This window comes from Absiella sp. AM29-15 (assembly GCF_003434225.1).
In the GTDB taxonomy this organism is placed as follows: Bacteria; Bacillota_I; Bacilli_A; order Erysipelotrichales; family Erysipelotrichaceae; genus Hoskinsella; species Hoskinsella hominis.
Genome location: NZ_QVFL01000019.1, coordinates 1 through 26,852 on the forward strand (window position 1 = coordinate 1; position 26,852 = coordinate 26,852).

Annotated in this window: 22 protein-coding genes; 17 read left to right on the forward strand and 5 right to left on the reverse strand. The window is 35.4% G+C overall.

Annotated elements, in window-relative coordinates; all coding sequences use genetic code 11:
- The coding region (locus DW761_RS16895; protein WP_199485652.1) for a PD-(D/E)XK nuclease domain-containing protein at window positions 1-321 on the forward strand (321 nt) is incomplete at its 5' end.
- A gap of 143 nt (window positions 322-464) precedes the next feature.
- Here DW761_RS16895 and DW761_RS16900 read toward each other — a convergent pair.
- A complete protein-coding gene (locus tag DW761_RS16900; RefSeq protein WP_117453844.1) occupies window positions 465-773 on the reverse strand; it encodes a hypothetical protein in 309 nt (102 codons plus the stop codon).
- 175 nt (window positions 774-948) lie between these two features.
- Between DW761_RS16900 and DW761_RS16905 the strand changes: the two genes are divergently transcribed.
- The 9 genes from DW761_RS16905 (at window position 949) to DW761_RS16945 (ending at window position 11,957) form a co-directional block, all read left to right on the forward strand.
- Window positions 949-2,958: a hypothetical protein gene (locus tag DW761_RS16905; RefSeq protein WP_117518849.1), complete on the forward strand. Its 2,010-nt coding sequence runs from the start codon at window positions 949-951 to the stop codon at window positions 2,956-2,958.
- Complete coding sequence (locus DW761_RS16910) at window positions 2,955-3,557, forward strand: hypothetical protein (RefSeq protein WP_147323331.1); 603 nt, start codon at window positions 2,955-2,957, stop codon at window positions 3,555-3,557. The genes DW761_RS16905 and DW761_RS16910 overlap by 4 nt, the downstream gene beginning before the upstream one ends.
- Window positions 3,558-3,879: 322 nt before the next feature.
- Entirely contained in the window at window positions 3,880-5,283 is a 1,404-nt protein-coding gene (locus DW761_RS16915) for a TrkH family potassium uptake protein (RefSeq protein WP_233509448.1), read from the forward strand.
- An 18-nt stretch (window positions 5,284-5,301) separates the two neighbouring features.
- Complete coding sequence (locus DW761_RS16920; protein ID WP_117453847.1) at window positions 5,302-5,976, forward strand: potassium channel family protein; 675 nt, start codon at window positions 5,302-5,304, stop codon at window positions 5,974-5,976.
- A 70-nt stretch (window positions 5,977-6,046) separates the two neighbouring features.
- Window positions 6,047-6,724: a sporulation protein YunB gene (yunB, locus tag DW761_RS16925; RefSeq protein ID WP_117518851.1), complete on the forward strand. Its 678-nt coding sequence runs from the start codon at window positions 6,047-6,049 to the stop codon at window positions 6,722-6,724.
- Window positions 6,725-6,830: 106 nt separating this feature from the next.
- Window positions 6,831-8,291: a hypothetical protein gene (locus tag DW761_RS16930; RefSeq protein ID WP_117453849.1), complete on the forward strand. Its 1,461-nt coding sequence runs from the start codon at window positions 6,831-6,833 to the stop codon at window positions 8,289-8,291.
- A gap of 3 nt (window positions 8,292-8,294) precedes the next feature.
- Window positions 8,295-9,464 carry an NAD(P)/FAD-dependent oxidoreductase gene (locus tag DW761_RS16935; protein ID WP_117453850.1) on the forward strand — a complete coding sequence of 390 codons (1,170 nt, stop codon included), beginning with the start codon at window positions 8,295-8,297 and terminating at the stop codon, window positions 9,462-9,464.
- Window positions 9,465-9,485: 21 nt separating this feature from the next.
- Window positions 9,486-11,297 carry an aryl-sulfate sulfotransferase gene (locus DW761_RS16940; RefSeq protein ID WP_117518852.1) on the forward strand — a complete coding sequence of 604 codons (1,812 nt, stop codon included), beginning with the start codon at window positions 9,486-9,488 and terminating at the stop codon, window positions 11,295-11,297.
- Window positions 11,298-11,318: 21 nt separating this feature from the next.
- The gene (locus DW761_RS16945; protein ID WP_117518853.1) at window positions 11,319-11,957 is read left to right on the forward strand and encodes a Crp/Fnr family transcriptional regulator; all 639 of its coding nucleotides are present in this window, start codon (window positions 11,319-11,321) and stop codon (window positions 11,955-11,957) included.
- Window positions 11,958-12,011: 54 nt separating this feature from the next.
- Here DW761_RS16945 and DW761_RS16950 read toward each other — a convergent pair whose 3' ends face one another.
- Window positions 12,012-14,387 (reverse strand): ribonucleoside triphosphate reductase, encoded by a 2,376-nt coding sequence (locus tag DW761_RS16950; RefSeq protein WP_117453853.1) that lies wholly within the window; start codon window positions 14,385-14,387, stop codon window positions 12,012-12,014.
- 14 nt (window positions 14,388-14,401) lie between these two features.
- Window positions 14,402-15,541, reverse strand: coding sequence for an anaerobic ribonucleoside-triphosphate reductase activating protein (locus tag DW761_RS16955; RefSeq protein ID WP_117453854.1), 1,140 nt, complete (start codon window positions 15,539-15,541; stop codon window positions 14,402-14,404).
- 232 nt (window positions 15,542-15,773) lie between these two features.
- Here DW761_RS16955 and DW761_RS16960 point away from each other — a divergent pair, with 232 nt between their 5' ends.
- The 3 genes from DW761_RS16960 to DW761_RS16970 all read left to right on the forward strand — a co-directional run bounded on the left by DW761_RS16960 (window position 15,774) and on the right by DW761_RS16970 (window position 18,650).
- Window positions 15,774-16,838: a metallophosphoesterase gene (locus tag DW761_RS16960; protein ID WP_117453855.1), complete on the forward strand. Its 1,065-nt coding sequence runs from the start codon at window positions 15,774-15,776 to the stop codon at window positions 16,836-16,838.
- A 280-nt stretch (window positions 16,839-17,118) separates the two neighbouring features.
- Entirely contained in the window at window positions 17,119-17,937 is an 819-nt protein-coding gene (locus DW761_RS16965) for a CPBP family intramembrane glutamic endopeptidase (RefSeq protein WP_117453856.1), read from the forward strand.
- Window positions 17,938-18,095: 158 nt separating this feature from the next.
- The gene (locus DW761_RS16970; protein WP_117518854.1) at window positions 18,096-18,650 is read left to right on the forward strand and encodes a hypothetical protein; all 555 of its coding nucleotides are present in this window, start codon (window positions 18,096-18,098) and stop codon (window positions 18,648-18,650) included.
- A gap of 169 nt (window positions 18,651-18,819) precedes the next feature.
- Here the strand turns inward: DW761_RS16970 and DW761_RS16975 are convergent, their stop codons facing one another.
- Both DW761_RS16975 and DW761_RS16980 read right to left on the reverse strand, forming a co-directional pair.
- Entirely contained in the window at window positions 18,820-19,914 is a 1,095-nt protein-coding gene (locus DW761_RS16975; RefSeq protein WP_117518855.1) for a DUF2974 domain-containing protein, read from the reverse strand.
- Window positions 19,915-20,032: 118 nt separating this feature from the next.
- Window positions 20,033-20,518: a GNAT family N-acetyltransferase gene (locus tag DW761_RS16980; protein WP_158553839.1), complete on the reverse strand. Its 486-nt coding sequence runs from the start codon at window positions 20,516-20,518 to the stop codon at window positions 20,033-20,035.
- 121 nt (window positions 20,519-20,639) lie between these two features.
- Between DW761_RS16980 and DW761_RS16985 the strand changes: the two genes are divergently transcribed.
- From DW761_RS16985 to DW761_RS17000, 4 genes are all read left to right on the forward strand, one after another.
- A complete protein-coding gene (locus DW761_RS16985; RefSeq protein ID WP_117518857.1) occupies window positions 20,640-21,629 on the forward strand; it encodes a LacI family DNA-binding transcriptional regulator in 990 nt (329 codons plus the stop codon).
- A gap of 18 nt (window positions 21,630-21,647) precedes the next feature.
- Window positions 21,648-23,207: a GGDEF domain-containing protein gene (locus tag DW761_RS16990; protein WP_117453863.1), complete on the forward strand. Its 1,560-nt coding sequence runs from the start codon at window positions 21,648-21,650 to the stop codon at window positions 23,205-23,207.
- 241 nt (window positions 23,208-23,448) lie between these two features.
- The gene (locus DW761_RS16995; protein WP_117518858.1) at window positions 23,449-25,392 is read left to right on the forward strand and encodes a sucrose-specific PTS transporter subunit IIBC; all 1,944 of its coding nucleotides are present in this window, start codon (window positions 23,449-23,451) and stop codon (window positions 25,390-25,392) included.
- Complete coding sequence (locus DW761_RS17000; RefSeq protein WP_233513121.1) at window positions 25,361-26,842, forward strand: glycoside hydrolase family 32 protein; 1,482 nt, start codon at window positions 25,361-25,363, stop codon at window positions 26,840-26,842. The genes DW761_RS16995 and DW761_RS17000 overlap by 32 nt, the downstream gene beginning before the upstream one ends.
- Window positions 26,843-26,852 lie beyond the last annotated feature (10 nt).

Here is a 26,852-nt window from a genome sequence, read left to right on the forward strand (position 1 = left end):
TATAATAATGAAAACAGTCTATCATGTGTAATCACTTTATGTTATCTATATGCGAGAAATAGTTATGAAGTCACAAGAGAAGATAAGTCAGGTAAAGGTTTTGTAGATTATCTTTTCACTCCGAAGAAAAAGGGATATCCAGCAATCATCTTGGAACTGAAATATAATAAAAGTGTAGAAGAAGCAATTGATCAAATCAAGAAGAAAAACTATGTGGAACGAGTAAAAGATTTTGATGAGATATTGTTGGTTGGTATTAATTATTCTACAGATGCAGATGAGCATAAGCATCATGATTGCATTATTGAAAAATATAAATAGGAATGATAAGCATTGTCTAATGAAAACAATAGATAGTGCTTTTTTCATAGTAAAAGAAGAAAAAAATGTAAAAGAAATAGAATCAGAATAAAAAAACCTGCGATATCAATGCAAGGATCATGATATTGCAGGTTTTTCATATGTTATGCATTTAACAGGCGGGGACGATAATGCCTGATGATTTTAGAAATGATCAAAGCAGCATTAGAGAATAGGCAAAGCGCAAATATGGATGTAGGAATACTGGAAACAGGATTTACATCCTCTAAAGCAGCTGTATCCATGTTGGTAATGAAGTGTTGAATTAGATGAATATCTGCGATGATTGCAATTGTGCAGAAGAGAAGACTGGCAATTATTAGTAATTTATAATCCAGTTTTTTGAAGATAATTCCACTGATTGGAATGAAGACGCTTGCCGCAATGCATACGATTTCAATAATGAAACGCATAAAATCACTCCCTTTTTTTATATCTTAATCGTAACATATCCTTTATAAATAATGCAATTGTAAAATAGTGAAGAAATCTTAATAATTTTAAAGCGACCTTTAGAAATACTTTAGAATTTCTTTCATGAATCCTAAAATATTTCTACTATAATGAACATGGAAAGGGGGATATTTTATGGAATATCTATGGACTTTTGGCGTGTTGATGATTTTACTATTTGCCTATTTTGTATGGAATCAGAAAACACGCAGACAAACTCTAGAAACAACACAGGAATACATGAAAAAGATTGCATATATCTTATCAGCACCATTTCTGGCCATTATACAATTCTGCTTTGACTTTATAAAAGTTGCAACAAACTTTTTATTGAAACTACTTTCTCTGCTTTTATTGCCATTTAAATCTTGTAATACGTTGATTACGCATATCGATGAACGATTTGATGAAGGTTTAAAGGAAAAAATGAAACAGGAGAGTGCCGCAAAACGTATAAAGGAAGGCATTCAATTATATAAGGAAGCGCTTATGAAGGATAAACAAAGCTTTGTGAATCTTTCTATTCAGACTGTGGTTTTACTTGGTACGATCTTTCTTCAATATGTATCCTTTGCGACAACCTATCGTGGTATTAGTTTTTATTTTCAGGAAATGGCACCTGGAGCTGCTGTTTTTATCACGCTGGTCATTCAATGCTCCTTGTTAGTATTAGCAAATGCAATTGTACATCGACAGCGTTTTACGGCAGGGCGTACATTAATGATGTTGTATTTTATGTTTACTTCTATGTTTTTTTCATTTACTGGTATCGTAAATCAGGAAATATCGCCGGAAATTGATATTCGGAAAAATTATAGTGCTTTCTATAAAGACTATGAAAACCTTAGAAATGATGTATTATCCAAATCTACACAAAGTGGAGATACGTTTTCTATTACTTCTATTGATTCTGATATCAAAAGCCTTAAAAACAATGCAGAAAGTATGCGTTCTTCCATTGAACAAAGCCTTGCTGCTCATCAATCACAATTAGATTCTTCTGTAAAGATTTCTTATGATGAAAACGGGTATCCTGTTTATGATACTACACAGAAAGATGGAAACTTACTCACAATGATTGATAAGGAAACTCAGCAAATTAATCGATTATCAGAATTAAACAAACAGTTAAAACCAGGGCAGATCAAACTAGATGCGTTGCGTGATAAAGCTTTTGAACAAAAAGCTTTGGAAGAAAAAATGAAACTGTTAAATGATCCTTCTACAGGGTATGCGGAAGTAAAACAAGCATTCGATCAGCTGGCACAATATATGAAATCCATTGATTCATCCTTAAATATCAAGGCACTGCCAGAAACATTAGGTAACTATTATCGAAGCTTTGCCTTACAGAAAAAACTGCAAAGTGAAAAATGTTTAGATTATGACAGTTTGCGTGCGCAAGTCACAACACGCAAAACAGATATGACAAATGTATCCGATATTTTAGCAATGCAATCATTAATTACCAGGGAAATAACAGATAAATTTATAAATACTGATTTATCTGATGAAACAATTGCTTCAGAATCACAGTATTATGCACCTGCCATGAAACGCAGTGAAGAAGCACTTCATTTTGAAGATATCAACTTAGTCGCATTGGCACGTTTACATCCTTCTCACAAGGACTTTCCTACAGCGCTGTTCCTATTACTGTTGGCAATCTTTGTTGATGGGACAACTGTTTTGATGCCATTCTTCATGAATAAAACAAAGAAGACGATTTTATATGCGAATAAACGTAAAGATTTGCGTTTTGAAGAAGAAGATATCCTGTCTGATTTGATGATGCAGATATCAGATGATCCAATCATCGCTTATCAAAAGATGGATGCTCTTTTATCTAATTTTACATTGGCTCCATATTTACAGTCAAAAGGGTATGCGATGATATGTGAAGAAGAGGTGTTACATACCTATTTGAAAGAAGATGGAAAAGATATGCGGGATTGTGTATTGTTCCTTCAACATTGTGGCTATCTGGATTATATAACCAATGATACCTTACAGATACTACGTAAAGAAACAGGTCTTGAAGAAATGGGAAATGCAAATGTTTATCTTATGAAAACCAAACTGGTTATCTGGTTGAAACAAAATGAAGCATATGCTTATCAAAAAAGCATGCGGGAGGAAGCATGATGGATGCCTTGATTTATAATATCATGAGTGTTATCGTTACCGCCCTTGTGACAATTGGGTTGTTTAAACTGTTGGCAAAAAGAAAACTTGTGGCATCTTCTTTATCATTGATTTTGATGGATGGTGCCTATGCGTTGATTTTCTTTGCCAGCATGATGTTTTTGATTCAGGCGATTCTTCCTCAAAATGATGTTTGGCGTTCGCTACAGGCATTTGGATTTGCTTTATGTATTGGCATTGTATGTATTGTGATATTTGGTATATGGCTTTGGATATCAAAAAAATGGAATATCCATTTTCAAGATACAGGAATGATCCTTGTGGATTATATCAAGCTTTTTATCCTTTTATATATTATGATATGGCATATTCTGCCATCTCTGTTATCTATATGGATCACCATTCCTGTATATGATATTAAAGACAGTGATCGTATCCTGTTGCTTATTTTATGCAGTATTGGATTATTACTTGAAATGTTTTCTATCCGACAAAGAAACCATCAGGTATTTTCTTACCATAAAGGATTAAGTCAACAACAGGTGAAAACTTATCTTTCCTTTATGAAGCACAGCCGGCATAATTCTAATAAGCTATAAAAGTGTAGGATATGTTATATCGTTATTATATTATGCAAAAGATTTTGAGTACCCGTGTAACATGTGACTATGGGTACTCTTTTCATTTGTGACAAGTTTTATGATAGAATATAAAATATGTAAATAACATGTAACTAACAAATTTGTGATATAGATGATACATTCTATATACGATTTTAACAGTATCTTAACAAAAATGAGCTCTATTTTAATAATAGCGGTTGTAAATTCCAAAGCAAGTGTGTAAAATGTATATACATCGTGAAGATGTATTCGAAAGCGTATAAATTATGGGTATAGATGAAAGGTAAGAAGGTATAGGATGAAAATGGTGAATTTTGTTCATACAGTATTGGATTTTAAAAAACTTTCACCGGCACAAAAGATTGCGACAAGCTTTTTATTTGTAATTCTTGCAGGTACGATTTTATTGATGCTTCCTATCAGTAATCGTGATGGACAGTTTTTTTCTCCAATTGATGCATTGTTTACAGCAACCAGTGCAACCTGTGTGACCGGTTTATCTACAGTAACGATAGCAGATCAGTATAACTGGTTTGGACATTTGGTTATTGTATTATTGATTCAGATCGGCGGACTTGGATTAATGACATTTATGGCGGTTTTGATTCTGATACTAAAGAATCGTTTGTCATTAAATGAAAAAATTGTTATGAAAGAGATGCTGAATCAGGATAAAGTATTTGATATGAAGAAGTTTTTGCTGGACATTCTTCGTTATACTTTATTTTTTGAAGCAATCGGTACGATTATTTTAAGTTTTCGTATGATTGATGATTATGGACCAATTGACGGAATCATGAAAGCGGCTTTTTTATCCGTTTCTGCATTCTGTAATGCTGGTTTTGATACATTAGGCTCTACCAGCCTGCAAGGCTATGTACATGATCCTTTGATTTGTATCACGATTATGTCTTTGATAGTGTTAGGTGGTCTTGGTTTTGCGGTATGGTTTGATGTCAGGGATAAACTGGATACGTTATTCCATCGTACGATTACATTTAAGAAGTTCTATAAGTCATTAACGCTGCACACCAAAATTGTTTTGGTTGTTACTGCGCTGTTGATTACGATTCCATCAGCATTGATTTTGATTTTAGAATACAACAATCCTCAAACAATGGCAGGATTTACATTTCCTGAAAAGGTAATGTCCTCTACATTTGAGTCTATTGCTCTTCGTACAGCGGGCTTTACAACCATTAATTATGCGAATATTACCGCAGGAACACAGATGCTGATGATGGTTGTTATGTTTATCGGAGGGTCACCTGGTGGTACTGCTGGTGGTATTAAGACAACCACATTTGCTATGCTAGTTATTTATATGATCAATATGCTGAAAGGCAGAGATAACATCGTTGTATTGAGAAGGCATATTGCCAATAGTACAATTATTCGTGCAATGGGGATATTCTTTATAAATATTGTTACTTTATTAACGGGTATTTTTCTATTAAGTATTGTACAGCCGGAAGCCTTTAATATGATAAGTTTTGAGGCAGTCAGTGCGATGGCAACTGTTGGAAGTTCCTTAGGTTTAACATCTTTGTTGAATTTTGGTGGAAAAGTGATTATTATATTGTTGATGTATGTAGGTAGAATTGGTATTTCTACGTTGATTATTTCGCTGGTAAAATCAAGGCATCATGGGGATGCAAAGGATAAGATCAATTATCCGGATGGCACAATTATCGTAGGATAGGAAAAGAGGAAGGTTTGTATGAAAAAATATCAGAATCGTCAGTATGCGGTGTTAGGATTAGGAATTTTTGGTTCCACAGTAGCGAAAACACTGAGTAAATATAACGCAGAAGTAATTGCTGTGGATATTGACCAGAAATGTGTCAATCGTATGGCAGATGTGGTAACGCAGGCAATGCAGTGTGATATCACAGATATCGACCAGTTAAGAGCTGCTGGTATTCAGGATTGTGATGTGGCAGTCGTCAGCATGGGAAATCATCTAGAACAAAGTGTGATGGCAATCATCAACTTAAAAGAGCTGGGTATTCCTTATATAGTGGCGAAAGCAAAAAATAAGCGATATATGCAGATCTTTTCAAAGATTGGTGCGAATAAAGTTGTACGTCCGGAAAAAGAAATGGGCGAACAGGTCGCAAAAGGTATTCTTGGTAAAAATATCATTGATATCATCGATCTGGACAGTGAATACAGTGTTGTGGAAATACCTGCGCCAAAAGAATGGACAGGAAAAACACTGATTGATTTGAATTTAAGAAGAAAATATGGTATCAATGTCATTGGTATCAGAAATCATGTGACTGGGGACTTAAATGTCTGTCCAGAACCTGAATGTACCATTGAAAAAGATGATCACATCGTGTTGATTGCCGATGGAGATGCTATTAATAAATTTGATAATATGATTGATTAGGAGATGCACATTTGTATCTCCTTTTTTCATATACTGTAGGGATATGCATATACAGAAAGAAGAGGATAGCTTGAAAAAAATTAAGAAAATAAAAGCGAAAAAAACCAAGCTGGTACTTTTGATTATGGTCATTATCCTTACAATATGGTATCTGGTACATTCCTTTAATGCTTTTGTGGAGCCACAGCTTCAGGCAATCGCTAAACAGCATACAGGCTTTGCGATTAATAATATTGTAAAGGAGGTATTGGCAGATATGGAATATGAAAGTGATGAATTATTAAAGGTAGAACGCAATGAAGCACAAGAGGTGACTAGTATTGAATATGATTCCAAACGATTGAATCAGATATTGTATTCAGCGTTAAATACCATTGATGAATCTTTATTGGCAGCACAGGATGGCAAAAAGGATCCTAAGACCAAAGAGGTGTTTTATGAGGATGGTATTCTATATGAAATTCCTTTAGGATACTTCACAAAATCGTATTTTTTATATGATCATGGACCAAGGATCAAGGTACGTATGAAGATGTTGAACGATGTTACTGGGGAAATAAAAACTGAGGCAAAGGCCTATGGTATCAATAATACAATGATACGTATTTCTTTAGTCGTTCATGTGGATGCACAGGTGATTACGTTCATGAGTTCTAATGAATATAAGACATCCATGGAGCTTCCTTTAATCGTTCAAGTGGTCAATGGGACAGTTCCTGATATGAGTCCGTATGCGCTTTCACAATAACTTGATATTTTATTCACAAAATGTGCAAAAGTGTTGGATATCCAACAAGTTTTATAAAAACAGTGGTGCTATCATTAGAGTGTCAAAAAGAGAGCTGGTGCAATAAATGAAAACAGATCATGAAGATATTTTAAAGTTTTATGGCAGACAGGAATTCGCAATCCTGCCGATTGTTTTGTACGTCATTTTAGGCGGTGCCATCATGATTATCACGCATTGTTATTCCATGAAAGTTTTAATACTTGCGGCAGTTTTATCTATTTTTACAGGGTTTATCTTTTGTAAAAATAAACGTGAGTTCTGGTGCTCTGTTGTTAGAGGACTTGGCCAGTATGGAAATGCGCGACTGATTCTGATATTCATGGTTATTGGAATCTTTTCCAAGCTTTTAGTTACCGGGGGAATCGGTGGTGGATTTATTTGGCTGAGTACCAATCTTGGATTACATGGCGGCAGCTTTGTAGTATTCTGCTTTATTGGCTGTTCCATTATATCCATGGGAGCTGGTGCACCGATTGCGGCATTACTTGCAGTCATTCCTATCTTTTATCCCGCAGGAATTATGATGGGCGCAAATCCAGCAATTCTAATCGGTAGTATGATGAGTGGTATCTTCTTTGGGGATGCATTATCTCCAAGTTCTCAGGTCATTCATACCACGATTGCTTCCCAGCATGATGCGAAAACACATAAAAGTGCTGATCTGCTTGAAACGATGAAAGAACGTCTTCCTTATATTGCGGCAGCAGGTATTTTGTCAGCTGTGATCTTCCTGTTAACTGGAGGAAATGGTGGAGGCAATGGTGATATCGCACAGGCACAGGCATTATCCAATGTAAAAGGTTTGTTTATGCTAATACCGATTCTTGTTATGCTGATTATCTGCTTTAAAACAAGTGATCTGTTTGTTGGTGTATCTGGTGGGATTTTAACTGGTATCGTTATTGGACTTGTGACTGGTGTATTCCAGTTACAGGATTTGATTATGATTGATAGCCAGGCACAACAGGTACATGGGGTATTCTTTGATGGGGTATCCAGTATGACAGATATCATTCTGTCGACGATTCTGCTGTATGGTCTGATTCAGATTGCAGTAGAAGGCGGTATGATGCGGAAATGCTGTGATTTCTTATCATCAAGGAAACTGATTCAAAGTGCAACTGGTGCAGAAGCTATCATTGCAGCTGGTGTTGGTATCGTAAATATTCTTTTGGCAGGCTGTGTACTACCTTCTATCCTGATGTTTAAAGATGTAGCGGATGAAGTAGGACAGAAAGCAGATATACCAGCCAGTAGACGAAGTATTCTTTTGACTGCTATGGCAACCAATGTGACTGCGATTATTCCGATCAATTCCGCATTCGTGATGGGTGCTGTTACAGTAATACAGGAAATGGCCGCGAAAAACAGCATATTGCCGCTTGTAACACCATTTCAAATCTTTATTTCCTCATCTTACTGTTTGATTTTAACAGTAATATGTATTGCCTGGGTATGTGGTCTGGGCAGAAAAAAGGAAAAGTCAAGACATCTGAAACATTTAGCGCATGCAAAGGAGTGGTGAAAAATGAACGAGATGTATGATGTTATTATTATTGGTGGAGGCCCTGCTGGTTTAGCAGCAGCAATCTATGCAGGCAGAGCACAGCGAAAAACGCTGTTAATTGAAAAAGGAAGTTATGGTGGACGTATCAATGATACAAGAGAAATCCGTAACTATCCCGGTACGATATCTGATAGTGGAGCTGGGTTGATGGAGAAATTCAGAGCACATGCGCAAAGCTATGCAACCAATGAATTTAAACGTACAACGGTAACGAGTATTGAAAAAATGGAAAACGGAAACTTTCTGATTCATACAAAACGTCGTGGCGATTTTGAAGCAAACTGTGTATTACTGGATATGGGCACAAAGCCTAGAATCTTAGGTATTCCAGGAGAAATAGAATTTGCAGGACATGGTGTTGCTTATTGTGCAACATGTGATGCTGAGTTCTTCAAAGGTAAAAATATTTACGTCTTAGGTGCAGGTGATCAGGCGATTGAAGAAGCTGATTATCTGACCAACTTTGCGAATAAAGTAACAATTATCGTTTTACATGAAGAAGGTCATCTAGATTGTAACGAAGTAGCTGCAGAAACAGCATTCCATAATCCGAAGATCGAATTTGTATGGAACTCCACGTTACAGGAAATCAAAGGTAAAGATGAAGTGGAATCATTGGTTATTAAAAACGTTGTGACCAATACAAGTGAAGAAGTTAAAGCAGATGGTATCTTCTTCTTTGTAGGAATGGTACCACAAACAGATTTTGTCAAAGACCTTGTAGCATGTGATAAAAAAGGCTATATCGAAGTCAATGAAAAGAAAGAAACCAATGTAGCAGGCATTTATGCAATCGGAGATTGTACACAGACCTTCTTACGTCAGGTCGTTACATCTGCAGCAGATGGAGCCATCGCCGCAACAGCAAGTGAGCGATATGTAAAAGAAAAGAAACAGATCGATGCGATTTTAACACCAGACAGTGGTAAAGTTGTATTCATGTTCTACAATCCATATGAATCAGCACAAATTGATGCACTTAGCAAGATGGAAGAACAGTTAAAAGATGAATACCGCATCATTCGTCAGGATGTTACACGCCAGACATTGTTGTTTGATCGCATTGGCTTAACGACATCACCTGCTTATGCATATTATGAAAACGGTAAATTAATAAAGATTGAAAAATAGGAAAGAATGGAGGAATGAATTATGGGACAGCCTACAGTTTTCCCACACGGAGTTACAGTTTATAATCCAGAAAAATGCTGGAATGGGTACACAATCGTACCATTGATCAATGATGGTGTATTGTTGTTTGACATGAATGGAAATGAAATCAGAAGATGGAATATGCATGCAATGCCACCAAAATTATTACCTGGTGGATATGTCATGGGATTAAGTGGATATCGTCATCCAGACTATGGTATGCAGGATGGTGTCAATCTGATTGAAATTGATTATGATGGAAACATCGTATGGGAATTCGATAAATTTGAAGAAATCAATGACCCAGGCAGAGATCATCGCTGGATGGCTCGTCAGCACCACGATTATCAGCGTGAAGGCAATCCTGTTGGATATTATGTACCTGGTATGGACGCGAAACCATTGGAAGGCAATACATTAATTCTGGTACATCAGACATTGCATAATCCAAAAATTTCAGATAAAAAATTATTGGATGACTGCATGATTGAAGTTGACTGGGAAGGCAATATCTTATGGAAATGGTCTATTACAGATCACTTTGATGAATTAGGATTTGACGAAGCCGCATTGAATATTTTATCACGTGATCCAAATATGCGTTCATCTGATGGTGGTGTCGGTGATTATCTGCATGTAAACTGTATGAGCTATTTAGGACCAAATAAATGGTATGATCAAGGCGATCTTCGTTTTAAACCAGACAATATCATCTTTGACTGCCGTGAGGCAAACATCTTAGCAATTTTGGATAAAGAAACAGGTAAGATCGTATGGAAAATCGGTCCAGATTTCAACGCAACTCCAGAATTGAAGAAACTTGGATGGATTATTGGACAGCACCACTTCCACATGATTCCAAAAGGCTTGCCTGGTGAAGGAAACTTATTGGTATTTGATAATGGTGGATGGGGAGGCTATGGTACGCCAAACCCTGGATCAAAAAATGGTTCAAAGAATGCACTTCGTGACTACAGCCGTGTATTGGAATTCAATCCGGTTACATTAGAAATCGTATGGAAATTAACACCAAAAGAACTAGGCAATGCCATTCCAACAGATGCCAGCAAGTTCTATAGTCCATATGTATCAAGCGCTCAGCGTTTGCCAAATGGAAATACCCTAGTGACAGAGGGAAGCGATGGTCGTATAATAGAAGTAACGAAAGATCATGAAATCGTCTGGGAATGGATTTCACCATATTATACTCACAATGAAACCGGACCAAAGAATAATATGATCTATCGTGCATACCGTTATCCATACGACTATGTACCACAAGAACCAAAACCTACAGAAGTAGCAATTGAACGCATTGATAATACGACATATCGTGTACCAGGTGCTGGCGCATTTGGTGCGAAGAAAGTCATTGATGTAGAAGGCACACTTCCATATTATGCAGATGTTGCATTATGTGTTGCGACAGATGATGAAGAAGATATGAGCAAACGTGAAAAAGTATTTACCGTAGATACAGATGTATTTAAACCAGTAAATTCTATTTCTGACTGGAATGAAAAGGTATTGAAAGCAACAGATAAACCAGTATTGGTATTATTTGGCGCAGAACGCTGTGTTCACTGTAAAGCTCTTCACCCGGTATTGGAAGAAGCATTGAAAGAAGAATTTGATGATGCCTTCCATATCTGTTATGTCAATGTAGATGAAAATAAAGATATCGTAGAAGCTTGTCATGTACAGGGTATTCCTGTTGTGGCAGTATATAAAGGTGGTAAAGAAGTACAGCGTTTCAATGGAGAACGGGATTACGATGATGTCTGTGATTTCTTAGATCAGACGCTAGCTTAATAAACGTAAGGAGGAACTCTATTGAAAACAACATTTGCTTATCAATGTCTGCATCATAAGACCTATGCAAAATATCTGCGCTTTGAAACCTATAAAACAGCACATGTAATTCATCCCATTGGCTCAACCATAGATGAATTTGGAATTGTTGTGGATGGGTGTTTAAAGGCGGAGAAATATACTGTAAATGGAAATGAGGTATGCTGTGCATACTTTGAAAACAATGATGTATTTCCTGAGTTCCTTTATTTTACTGGAAAAAAATTATATACCTACTCTTTAGTGGCTGTGAAAAAAACAGAAGTTGCTTGGATTTCAACTTCTGTTTTTGAGCGTATGCTGGAAGAAGATCATGATATGATGTATGCGTTTATGCTTTATATATCCAAACGGGGAATGAAGAATCAAGCATTATTGAACTGTTTGTATTATCAAACCATTGCCCAGCGTGTTGCTTTCTGGTTGGTCAGTATGAATAATCTGGGACAAAATGAACGTATTCCATTGCCTAAATCACAAACGATATGGGCCAATACATTGCATGTATCCCGATCTTCTTTGAATCAGGAAATCAAACGTATGGAAAAGGAAGGTTATTTCCGTATTGAAGGACATACACTGATCTTATTGAATAAAGAAGGACTAGAACAGTTGTTATAGAGATGAAAAAAACCGTGCATCCCACATTAGATACACGGTTTTATTATGTTTTGATTACATTTGCTGATCGATGAATTTACGAATATTACTTGCATTGGCATACACTTCATAATCTTCATTGTTAACAACGACAAGTGTAGGTGCCTGCATGACAGCAAACTTTTGTGTTAATTCACGATTTTCTTCTGCGTCAATCTTTTCATAAGCGATATTGGCATTGGATAACCATGTTGTGGCAATCTTGCAGTTTGGACATGTCTTGGTAGTAAATAACAGAATTTTACCATCCTTGATTGCTGGTTTATTTGTATCTTCTACCTGTGGTTCTCCAGCTAATGCATCTCTGCCTTTTAATACAGAATGTCCGATATCATATACTTTACGTTCTTTATATTCCTGGGATTTACCTTCATTCCAGTTCTGTACTGGACGATAGTATCCTGTAATACGGCTCCATACTTCCGTTTTACCTCCACAGATTGGGCAGGTATATTGTTCACCATTGATATATCCATGGCTCTTACAAATAGAGTATGTTGGGGATAATGTATAATAAGGCAGTTTATAATTCTGTGCAATCTTACGAACTAAAGAAGCTGCTGCTTTCCAGTCTGGAAGCTTTTCACCTAAGAAGGCATGGAATACCGTACCTGATGTATAAAGTGTCTGTAACTCATCCTGAACATCTAAAGCGTCAAAGATATCTTCTGTATAACCAACTGGCAAGTGAGAACTATTGGTATAGTATGGGGTATTGCCTTCTTCTGTAGCTGTAATAATATCCGGATAACGTTCTTTATCATGTTTTGCTAAACGATATGTTGTAGATTCTGCAGGTGTTGCCTCCAGGTTATATAAATCACCGTATTCTTCCTGATAAATCACTAGGCGCTCACGCATGTGATTTAAGACTTCTTTTGCGAATTCCTGTGTTTCTGTATGTGTCAGATCTTTACGCAGCCATTTCGCATTTAAACCAACTTCATTCATACCAATTAACCCTAAAGTAGAGAAGTGATTGTTAAAGGTTCCCAAATAACGTTTTGTATAAGGATATAAACCTTCATCTAACAGTTTTGTAATTACACTACGTTTTACCTTCAAGGAACGTGCAGCAACATCCATCAAATGATCTAAACGTTTATAGAAATCTTCTTTGCTTTCTGACAAGTAGGCAATTCTTGGCATATTGATAGTTACAACACCAACGCTGCCTGTGCTTTCACCACTACCAAAGAAACCACCAGATTTTCTTCTTAATTCACGAAGATCTAAACGTAAACGACAGCACATACTACGAACATCACTTGGCTCCATATCACTGTTTACATAGTTTGAAAAATAAGGAGTACCATATTTTGCAGTCATCTCAAACAACAGTTTGTTGTTTTCTGTTTCTGACCAGTCAAAATCACTGGTAATAGAATATGTTGGAATTGGATATTGGAAACCACGTCCATGTGCATCGCCTTCAATCATAATTTCGATGAATGCTTTGTTGATCATATCCATTTCTTTTTTACAATCTTTATATTTAAAGTCAACTTCTTTTCCACCAACGATACAGTTTAATTCAGCTAAATCATTAGGTACGGTCCAATCTAATGTAATATTTGAGAAAGGTGCCTGTGTACCCCAGCGACTTGGTGTATTAACACCATAGACAAAAGACTCTATGCATTTTTTGACCTGATCATAACTTAGATTATCTACTTTCACAAATGGCGCAAGATATGTATCAAAAGATGAGAACGCCTGTGCACCAGCCCATTCATTCTGCATGATACCTAAAAAGTTTACCATCTGATTACATAAAGTAGCCAAATGACTTGCTGGTTTGCTGGTAATCTTGCCAACAACACCGCCTAAGCCTTCCTGAATCAGCTGTTTTAAACTCCAGCCTGCACAATATCCAGTTAACATGCTTAAATCATGGATATGCATATCGCCGTTTTTGTGTGCCTGTGCAACTTCATCATCATAGATTTCAGATAACCAGTAGTTTGCGGTAATTGCACCAGAGTTATTTAAAATCAAACCGCCAACAGAATAAGTAACTGTGGAGTTTTCTTTTACACGCCAGTCTGTAGCTTTTACATAGCTGTCCACTAAATCTTTATAATCTAAAATCGTAGACTTCATATTACGGATTTTTTCACGCTGTTTACGATATAAAATATATGCTTTCGCAACATCGCTGTATCCAGATTGAATCAATACAGATTCTACACTGTCCTGAATATCTTCGACTGCGATTTTATCATTTTTAATTTTTGGCTCAAAATCACTTGTGACACGTAGTGCCATCATATCGATCACACTTGGATGAAACTGTTTTCCCTGTGCTTCAAATGCTTTCGTGATTGCACTTGCAATCTTCGTAATATTGAAGTCTGCAACTTTTCCATCTCTTTTAATTACATTGTACATAGTCATGCTTCCTTTCATATCCCGCGTATCGCTGTATTTGGTATATAGGCTCTCACAATCTGTGCAAAAGTTTCTAATTCTTCTTTTTCACAGGCATGCAGCCCTTTCTTGATCACACATTCGCCATCTTCAAAATTTTGAAGATAATATGCGTTTGCTCCCTTTAACCATTTTCCAATCGCTTCCATTGTTTCCTTTGTGTGGTACTCCTTTACGATTGTCGTTCTAAACTCATAAGGGATGTTTCCCTGCATCAAATATTGCACACTCTTTTCAATTTGAGTCATGTCAATAGAATGAATACCGGCTGTTTCTGCATAATGCTCAGGATCGTTTTTAATATCCATGGCCACATAGTCAATCAATCCTTCATCCACAAGCTCTTTCAGCTTATCAGGATTGGTGCCATTGCTATCAAGCTTGATCTGATATCCAAGTGCTTTCACTTTTCTTAGAAACGGCGTTAACTGTGCCTGAAGAAGCGGTTCTCCACCACTGATACAAACACCTTCTAATATAGAAACACGACGTTTTAAGAATGATAGAATATCCTCGACATTCATTTCTGCCATATTTTCTGGTAAAAATACCAGATCGCCATTATGACAGAATGGGCATCGGAAATTGCATCCCCCTGTAAAAATCGTACATGCCATTTTTCCTGGATAATCAAGTAGTGTTAACTTCTGCATACCAAAGATTTTTAAACTGTTTTCATCTTCTTCAACATCATATTGCATTGCGTTCTGTGTGATTTTTGCTTGAACTTCTTCAAATAAATCAATTTCTTCCTGGCTCAGATTTTTTGTTAAACGTTCCCACCATTGTCTTCTGATCAGGTATAATTCAGAGATGATATTCTTCGTTTTATCGCTTGTATATAACTGGCGAACACGTTTATCATCTTTGCCGGGAACACTTTTTACATAGCCTAATTCTTCAAGCTTCTGTATCCCTTTTGTGATCGTTCCTTTATCAAATGCACCTTTACATGCAAGATTTTGCATTGTGATACCTTCATTTTCATAGATCATGATCAGAAACAGAATCTGTCCTGCACCTATCTGATAATGCTCCAGTTGTTTATCATAAAACTTCTGGGCACAACGATACAGAATTGAATTGTTCATCAATAAATAATTGCTACTTTCCATAGTTTTTGTTCCTCGTTATTCAATTAGTTGAATTTTCAACTATTAGTATAATATCACGCATTGACATACAATTCAACCAATGACGTGCACTTTCATGATTTTCATTTTTGTATATTTTACATACATTTAAATATGTCGATTTCCAAAGTGTTTCTTAACCAGAAATGACAAATTTGTAAGCTGAAACTTACTTGTTTTATGATATGATGATAAGGCTAAAGGGGGTCGTTTTATGATGGTTTTGTTTCTCATCATGTGTCTTTGTTTGATGATGTTGATTTTTTATATATTATATACATTCTGTATGCGTTGCTTTTCTCATGCACATAAAAAGGCAATCTTTTTAATATGCGCAACAATCATATCGCTACTCATGATCCTTCGTTTTTCTTTTCATTTTTATCAAATTACCAATACCTTTTTATTTGATGGGATATTATATCTTTGTACCTACTTTTTTTTAGGTGTTATCTTCTTATTCATTACCTCACTGATTGAACGTTTGTACATACATTTTCATAAGCGCTTCGCCTATAAAACAAGCTTTATCATAGCCTTAATCTTAGCTATAATCACTGGCAGTTATGGCATCTATCAAGGAAAAACGATTTCTATAAAAGAATATATCCAGATGATCCCCGCTTTACAAAAAGATGTTGATTTTCTAGCAGTGAGTGATTTACATATATCTACCAGTGTGAAACAGCCAGAACTAAAAGCGTTGTTTGATATCGCGAAAGAAAAACATGTGGACGCCATCCTGATTGGAGGTGATTTATTTGATGAATCTACCAGAGTACAAGATATGGAGGCACTTTATCAACTGGTAAAAACTTATCAAATACCAATATATTACATTGAAGGAAATCATGAACAGCTATCTTCCAAAAAGGCATTCTTTTTAAATCAAATGAAAGAAAGCGGTGTAATACTCTTACAGGATCTAAGTGTTGTCTTTGATCAACAGCTGATCATTACAGGTCGTAATGATAAAAAAGTCGGAAGAAAACCTTTATCGCAAATTATACCGCAAACCACCTTACCTGTTTTGTTAATGGATCATCGTCCTTTAACCGATGAGGAACATCTAGTGGATATCCAGTTTAGTGGACATACCCATAATGGACAAATTTTCCCCAACAATCTTTTTACCAGTATCGCATTTCCACATATCTATGGAAGGTATTCATCACCTTATCCGATGATTGTTTCCTCAGGCTATGGCACATGGGGATTTCCTATGCGTATTGGCAGTCAAAGTGAAGTGGTACTCTTGCATTTAAAAACCCAAAAGTAGCAAGACTTATAAACGAGAGTTACTTGCTTGAAAATAACTTGTTATGGCGAAGAAAAAAAAGAATATACATAAGCGAAAGATACCGAGTATCCGTTAGGTCGTAAATGCCCGTTTTTCGTCTGCTGTTCCCATGTGCATCAGAACGTCCAATAATATAATGGGAATGTTTCTTATATATTGCAGAGATATTTAAGCTACCCTCAAAATGCTGCTATTATACGATTTCAAAGTTGTTATAGACGAGATATTTCAAAAATTTGTGCTATATTTTCATGGGTGAATGAAGTATAATGAAGTCAAGAACAAATTAAAAGTTGTAGGGGGATATGATAGATTTATGAAAGCAAAACAAAATGTGTTGATTGCAATATTGACGATATTAATTGCGTTGATGGAAATTACAGGAATTCCAAGTGTATTTTTTGTTCATGTTGAAATTGCAGATATTGAACCCTATTACTTTACAATGATGATGAATTTCATTATTATTGGTATCATAAGTTTTGTATATTTAAAAAAGTTATGTCCGCAATGGAAATTAGGATTTACAAAAGTGGGATTAGTTAATGGCTTGAAGAAATATGGAGTTATTGGTATTGTAGTGGCTTTTATTGGATTTGTTGCATTTTATGTAGGTCTAAGACCATTTGATAAACATCCTTCAATAATAAAGGTTCTTGTAGAAGGAGTGATATATTATATTGGTGTGGCGATAGTTGAAGAATTATATATACGAGGTCTGTTATTAAATCTGATTGAAAAGATATTTTATAATAACAAAAATCAAACATTGATTGCTGTTGTTCTATCGTCCGTTATTTTTGGATTGGGGCATATTTTAGAAGTTATGAATCAACCAATGATTATAATAGTAAGTAAAGTTATTTGGATGATTGGAATGGGGATTTTTCTTGGTACGGTTTATAAGAAGTCGAATAACATATGGATTCCTATTATCATTCATTTTTTTATAAATGTTTGTGCGTTACCATACTGTTTTTCAAGTTTCAATGGATATGCAGACATAACATTATATATAGTGGTTCCCATGTATATTGTATTAAGTGGATATAGTTTGTTTACTATTAAGTGTAAGTGACAACTTCCAGTTTGTTGAATTCATGTGGAAGATAGTTTAGAAGTATGGTGATTTTACCGGCAGATTGTTTGAAAAAAATATATGGAAGATAAGGGTTTCGCAGGGTATAATAAAAATCGAAAAAATTAGAATTAGTGATTAAGAATGGAGAGATGAAAATGGGATTATTGAATATGCTTAAAGGTAAAGAAAGAAAAGAAACATTAGAGGATTTGTATAATCAAATTCTTGAAAACAATTCATCAAAATTTTCTACATTACTTTTTAACTTATATGAGGATGAAGATTGTTATACTGTAGAAGCAGTATTTGATGATGATGCTTTTATAATTGGAAGAGAAAAACCATACTTCATTGCTTATAACGATATAAATTACACTATTATCCTTGAATCGTTCAAAACAAGATTAGAGAAATTTTATTTAGAAAATCACAATAAATTAAATAACTTAAAAGAAATATCTTATGGTTTCGTAGATGGTGACTTATACTATATAAAAGAACATAAGAAAAAAAGAAATGATATAAAAGTTACAATGGAAGAGTTAGAAGCACTTAATGATCAAAAATTATTAGCGTGGATAACTGTTTATACAGATGGAGAAAAAAGAAAAGAAAATGGGATAAATTCCTTTAGCAGAGAATTAACTACAGAAGAAAGAGATAAATATATAAAATTTCTTTATGAAAATTTTAAAATTAAGGACAAGTAATAAATTCAAGTTTGTTAAATTTAATAATGTTCAAGCCAAGGGCGATTAATTATTTCCAGGGGAAAGAAGTCATACTATATGAAGATGAGAAAACGTATGAATGTTATTTTCATGGAGGAATATTAGAGTAAAAAATGGGCAGAATTCTGTCCATTTTTGTTTTAAATATCTATTTATCTTCTTTTGGTAACATTTCCTCCACCGCATCTTTCATGCTGGAAAAGAAAGCAGAAAGGGTATCATTCATCATTTTACGTGTATTTGCGTCTGTATTAGAGAAGGCTTTTAATAATATAGCGATATTCTTGATCTTATTTTCTTTTAGTTCTTTTAAACTTTTCGCATTGGTAGAATGAAAGATATCATACATCGTATCCACAAAAGCAGCACGTTGTTCAAAAGTTAATCCAGATAACCAGTTTTTCATTGTTTTATCCATCAATTGACTAGAGGTATCAATGGTTTCCAAGTATTGAAAATCAGGTCCCATAATCTGCCATGAGTAGGGATCATGCTGCCACAAAGAAATCTGTGTACTTTTTACAACATGAATCATTTCTTCATGATTCAACAACATACCCACTATGCTGGATTGTGGCACATATGTTTGTACACGTTCTTTCATATGACGATATCCATCACTTTTGAGCACTTGTTCACTAAAACCTGGACCATCATTATTATAAACCGAAACGATACGCTCCTGTATCTCAGGCTCACAGAATGCACTGGCAAATACCGCAAGATTTCCACCCTTACTATGACCGCCGATATAAAGCTTACCTTTATGTTTACTAGCGACCATATTTAAATATTCCACAGCTTCTTTTTGACTGGGAACAGTTTCCATAAAGGTCATATTGAAATCTTCTTTCCATCCAACTAATGTATTATCCGTACCTCGAAATGCCACATAGCAATGTGGTCCATAGAATTGTAAAGTCAATGCAGAGAACTGCTTTTGCAGTTGTTCATCAATATGATCAACATAGGCATGTATTTTTACATTTTGGTAACGAACACTATGTGCCATTAACTCAAATAAAACCAAATCATCTTCTGTTCGATACACCTGATTTTCTAATGTCATAAATTTTTCATATGCTTCCCTGATCGTTATTGATTTTTTATGCGTTAATGCAAAAACACCTTGAAAGCGTATATAGGATAAACAGCAGAAAGCAAGATTATCTGCTTCATTCAAAGGGGCTTTAGAAAATGGCAGATCCCCGCGCCATTTGATATAAGTATGAATATTTTCCATATGTTTTCCACCTCATTTCTTTTATGATAAGTGTTTCTATAAGGAAAAGCAAGAAAAAACACATAGTCTTCGATATGAAAAAAGCATCAGTGAACTGATGCAGTATAAAAAAATTTAATTATCTTAATAATTTTTCTTTACGAATACCGATATATTCACCCGAGGTGAATTCACCTTTGCTAATATATCCCATATCATCATAAAAGCGATGAATAGCATCATTACCTTTCTGACAATCTAAGCGTATACCTCTTTTTCCCATCTGCTTTGCGATATCTTCACAAGCTTTCACAAATAAGGCACCGACACCATGATAAGATGGTAAAGTCGCAAGATGATGTAAATACATATAGGCATCATCATGATCCCAGCGCTCATCATCATGAAAAAAGCCAACGATGCCAATAATTTGTCCATCCTCTTTCATACCCAGTATTTCTTGCTTCTGAAGATGCTTCAAGAAATAGTCTGAAGAATAAAAAGACAGATAATCTCCCTGATTCCACTGTTTCATGCCTTTTTCATCCATCCATTGAATACGCTGGCTGATAATATTAATAACATTAGATAATTCATGTTCTTTAAGAAATTCAAAAGTATACATAGATATGACCTCCATATGATTCATAGTGTAACACGATTTTGTAGGATATGCTACAAAAATAGGTTTGTAAAAGTTGCAGAGTTGTCTTATAATGAACTTACGTGAGAAGGATGGTTTTAGTATGAAGAAAAAAATGACGATGCAGGATATCGCTGATATGAGCGGTGTTACAAAAAGCACCGTTTCCCGTTATTTTAACGGCGGATATGTAAAGGATGAAACAAGAGAAAAAATAAAAAGCATTATTGAAAAATATAATTATGAACCTAATGCTTTTGCGCAAAGTTTAAAAGCGAAACAAAGCCGTATCATCGGTGTGATAGCACCATGTCTTGATTCAACAGTTACTTCCCGTACAATGATGGCAATTGACGATTATCTACGCAAAGAAAATTATATGTCCCTGGTGATCAATACGGATCATGATGAAAAGCTGGAACTGAAATATATGGAAAGTCTATGGCGTATGAATGTAGATGGTATCATTTTGATTGCGACACAGGTAAGTGAAGCACATTGTGCGCTAGTGAAAAAAATGGATCTGCCTGTTGTGTTTGTTGGACAAAAATTTAAAGATGGTATCTCTATTCTATATGATGATTATCATGCTGGGATTAAAGTTGGTGAATTAGCAGCAGAAAAAGGGCATCGAGATATTGTGTATATCGGTGTGATGGAAAGTGATCAGGCAGTTGGTGTAGAAAGAAAAAAGGGCATTTTAGATGGATTAAAGCATAAAGGTGTCACAAAGATAGAATTGCTGCATGCAGATTTCAGTTTTGATGTTGCATATGAAAAAGTAAAAAAATTATTGATGAAACGCATTCCAGATATGATCATTGCGGCGACAGATCGTCTGGCATTTGGCGCATATAAAGCAATACAGGAAAAAGGTTTACGAATACCCGAAGATATATCACTAGTGGGATTTGGTGGATATGAAATCAGTTCATTATTAACACCAAAACTTACCACAATACGTTATGACAGTGATACAGCCGGTTATATCGCAGCAGAAACCATGAGTAAGCTTTTAAAAGAAGAACCTGTACCAAAGGTACAAATTGTTGGTTATGAGCTATTACAGGGAGATAGTATTAAAGAAATGTAAAAGGATAGGGGGGATAACATGGCAGATGTACAATATGAACAAAAAAGCATAGAAGAAATCGAGCAAATGATTCTAAAGGTGCGCATGTATGATTTAAAACTTGAAAAGGAGTTATGCTATACCTTGACAGAGAAAGCCAAATTAGAAAATGACAGCTATGCGCTGGCGTTTTCTTATACCTTTTTAGGCGATTATTATCTGGCAATGCGTAATAATGATTCCTGTATCTTATATCTGAATCGTGCCAAAACCTTGGGTGAAACGATGAATTATCAGGACCTGCTTGTCAGAATATATAATTACCTGGGAATGTTTTATTGTTCTATCAATGATGAATTTAGCGCAATGGATGACTATCTGAAATCTTTAACGATGGCAGAGGAACAACAAAATATAGCATTTATGGCAGCCGCCTATAATAATATTGCGGATTGTTTTGAAGGAAAGAAAGATTTTGAAAAAGCGCTGCATTATTATAAAAAGAGTTACGCTGTTTTAAAAGGCAGTGATAAGAATGGATATTCCAAAGCAGTCGCATTAACCAATCTGTGCCATTGTTGTCATCGAAGTCATCGCATAGATGATCTACATAATTATTTAAAAGCATTTGATGAAATTGATCAACAGTATTACACACCAGGTATGCAGTTTATGCGTTTATACAGTGAAGCTGTTGGTGCGCTTTCTGATCATCAGTTGGATATATTCTATCAGAAAAGTGATGCTTTATTTGAAATGGAAAAAGAAATGGAAGATCTGTTGCTGGTATATCAACTTTTTATAAATATCTGTATGGATTTCCTTGTATTGAAAAATAAAGACTATGCTGCAAGATGTCTGGAAATTCTCTTAGAAGTAAATGAAGATGAGGATGTAAAGGCATTAAGGGAAATACATAAGCTGATGATCAAGTATTGTAAAATATTTGATTTGCATGATGAACTGATTGAGGCCTATGAGCGTTTTTATCATATCACCATGGCGATAGAAGATATGGAGCAGGCAACATACAGTGCAGGTTTATATACGAAAATTGAATTACATCGTGCAAAGGAAAAACAAAATGATCTAAAGAAAGAAAACGAACAGTTAGAATATATGATGAATATCGATGATTTAACAAGTACTGCCAATCGACGAAGTTTCAATCATATGTTAAAGAATGAAAGAGTGCAAAAAGCAAAATCTTTAGCATTTGCGATGTTGGATATCGATTATTTTAAAGAATATAATGATCGCTATGGTCATCAGATGGGAGATCAGGCACTGATTGAATTTGGCAAGACTTTGATTCGATATGCGCAAGAAGATATCTTGCCATTTCGCTATGGTGGAGATGAATTTGTGGTAATCTTTATCAATGTAAGTGAAGATACTGTACTAGACTTCTTGAATCATGTCAAAACAGATTTCAGAGGTAAACAAATTGCACACCACGCTTCTCCAATCGAAGATATTCTCAGCGTTTCTTATGGGCATGCCTATCAGGCTACGCCACAAAAGGATGTTGAAGCCTTATTGAAAGAAGCAGATTATCAGTTGTATAAAGTAAAGAAAGCAAGAAAGAAAGCATCTTAAGGATGCTTTTTATGATTATTATAGAGAAGCACTGGATAAAGTATGGCTGATGCATACCATCAGTTTTTTTTATGTTTTAAACAAATATGAAACAATTTGTAATACCGATACCACAATGTATATCATAACGAATAAACCTTTTATTAAAATATTTTAAACAAAGTATTGACAAATGACTGTAACCGCTTTATACTCTAATTGTAAGGAACCGGTACCACAAAGAAAAAAGGAGGAATTTCTTATGAATTACACAAATGATGCCAAAGCAATCGTTCAAGCGGTTGGAGGGAAATCTAACATCAACTCTGTTGCACACTGTGCTACTCGTCTACGTTTCGTATTACAGGATGAATCTAAAGTCGATGAAAAAGCTTTAGATGCTATGGATATTGTAAAGGGAACATTCTCAACTAATGGACAGTATCAAATCATTATTGGCGCAGGAACTGTAAATCAGGTATGCGATGAAGTTAACAACGTACTTGGAAACAGTGGACAGGAGGGTCCAGCGAAAGAAGAACCAAAACAAAGCGGACACTATGTACAGCGTGCTGTAAAACTGTTAAGTGATATTTTCGTACCAATTATTCCAGCAATTGTTGCCGGTGGTTTATTGATGGGATTATACAATGTATTAAGTGCTCCATTCTTTAATGGCGGAGAAACATCTTTGATTCAGATGTATCCTCAATTTAGTGGATTAGCTACTATGTTAAATACATTCTCTAATGCACCATTTACATTCTTGCCAGTATTGATTGGATTTAGTGCTACAAAGAAATTTGGAGGGAATCCATTCCTAGGTGCTGCTATGGGTATGATCATGGTTCATCCTGATCTGTTAAATGCTTATAACTTAGGTAAACCTGAATTTACAGCGCCTGTATGGGATCTGTTTGGATTAAGTATTCCGGCAATTGGTTATCAGGGAACAGTACTTCCAGTATTATTGGTATCTTGGATTTTAGCTACAATTGAAAAGAAATTACACAAGATTACACCAAGCTGGTTAGATAACTTAACAACACCATTACTTGCTATTATTATCACAGGCTTCTTAACATTCTTATTTGTAGGTCCTGCAATGCGTAGTTTAGGTGATGGAATCTCTGCTGGTATTACATGGGTATATAATACATTGGGCTTTGTTGGTGGTGCCATCTTTGGTGGCTTCTATGCACCTATCGTTATTACAGGTATGCACCACAGCTTTATCGCAATAGAAACACAGTTGATTGCTGACGCTGCTACAACTGGTGGAAGCTTTATCTTCGTAACAGCATCTATGAGTAATGTTGCACAGGGTGCTGCAGTACTTGCCGTATTATTGATTACTAAGAACGAAAAAATTAAATCATTATGTTCTGCATCTGGTATCTCTGCATTATTAGGTATTACAGAACCTGCTATGTTCGGTGTAAACTTAAAACTTCGTTATCCATTTATCGCAGCATGTATCGGTAGTGCATGCGGTAGTGCATGGATTGCATTTACAAAAACGTTGGCAATTGCATTAGGTGCTGCTGGTATTCCAGGCTTTATTTCCGTACATCCAAGTCACTGGTTAGATTTTGCCATCGGTTTGATTATTTCTATGGTCATTGCATTTGTATTAACATTGGTATTAGGAAAACGTGATGCCGCAAAACAGGCAGCAATCGCAGGAACAAATGAACAGATCAGCTTGCCTGAAGAAGAAACAAAAGAAGAAGTAAAAGAAGTATCTATGGAAAATGTAAGTGTTGCTTTACCATTAGATGGTGATGTAAAACCAGTGAGTGAAAGCAGTGATCCTGTATTTGCTCAGAAAACCATGGGTAATGGTATTGTTGTGACACCAAAAGATGGAAAAGTATACGCACCTGAAGATTGTAAAGTAGAATTCGTATTCCCAACAAAACATGCAATCGGTATTACAACAACATCTGGTGTATCTCTATTGATTCACTGTGGTATTGATACTGTACAATTAGATGGTAAACATTTTACAACTTATGTAGAACAAGGTAGTGAAATTACAAAAGGTACATTGATGTTATCCTTTGATATTGAAGCAGTAAAGAATGAAGGTTTCTCTGTAGAAACACCAGTGGTTGTGACTAATCTAAGCGAAGGGCAGCATATAGAAATTAATGCGAAAGGAAATGTAGAACATGGAGAGGAAGCATTCAGAATTGTTAAATAAAGATTTAGCAATGAATAAAGCTGAATATGAAGCGTTATATAAACAACATGAAGCATTAAGAAATAAGGTCGCAAATGATCCATGGCATCTGGGTTATCATATCATGCCAGACAGTGGATGGGTAAATGATCCTAATGGTTTATGCCAATATCATGGTATCTATCATATCTATTATCAATACTCCCCCTTTGATGTGGAAGGAAAAACAAAGCTTTGGGGACATATGACAAGCAAAGATCTGTTGCACTTTAAACAGGAAGAGCCAGTTCTATTTCCAGACAGCAGATGTGATGAACGTGGAGTCTATTCCGGCTCTGCTTTCATCGAAGATGATACCATTCACTATTTTTATACCGGTAATGTAAAATTAATGGATCAGGATTATGATTTTATAAATGCAGGAAGAGAACAGAATCTGATTCATGTGGAAAGTAAAGATGGCATTCATTTATCAGATAAAGAATGGCTGATGACAAACAGCGATTATCCTCAAGATATGAGCTGCCATGTACGTGATCCTAAAATCTATAAACAAAAGGATACATATTATATGGTATTAGGCGCAAGAGATCTTACATCTCATGGATGCGTCCTTGTATTTGAAAGCAGTAATTTAAAAGACTGGTCTTATAAAATGCGTTTTGAAAAAGAAAATTTTGGTTATATGTGGGAATGTCCGGATTTATTTGATTTAGATGGAGAACAGTTTATGATCACCTGTCCACAGGGACTGTCACAAAAGGGCTATCATTATCAAAATGTATATCAGTGTGGATATTTTCCAATGCATGTTGATTTTGATAATGAAACATATACCATGAAAGATTTCTGTGAATTAGATTATGGATTTGATTTCTATGCGCCTCAAAGTTTTGAGGATGAAAAAGGGAGAAGAATACTGATTGGCTGGATGGGTTTACCAGATATTGATTATACCAATCCAACAACAGAAAACGGCTGGCAGCATGCCTTAACACTGCCACGTGTACTTACAAGCAAAACTGGTGTAATCTATCAAACACCAGTTGAAGAACTGCATCAGTTACGCACTTCTTCTTATACATCTACTGTAAAAGCATTTAATGATTTAGAATTATTAGCTGATTGCTATGAAATGGCAATCGATATTGAGAAGCAGGATAACTTTGTGCTACAATTAAGAAAAGGAGCCTGTTTATCCTACGATATAGAAAAACACCTGTTATGTTTATCATTTGATGCCTGTGGATATGGCAGAGATAAACGATATGTGGAAGTGGAGGATATCAAAAATATATTGGTATATGCAGATACATCTTCACTTGAAATCTTTGTGAATGATGGAGCAATTGTCTTTACTTCCCGTGTTTATACCACACATGAGGATAATCAGATCCGCTTTATGGAAACTGCCATGGATGGAAATGTACATTTCTATGAATTAGGCAAAATTCAAATCGAAACGAAATGAGGGTATGAAG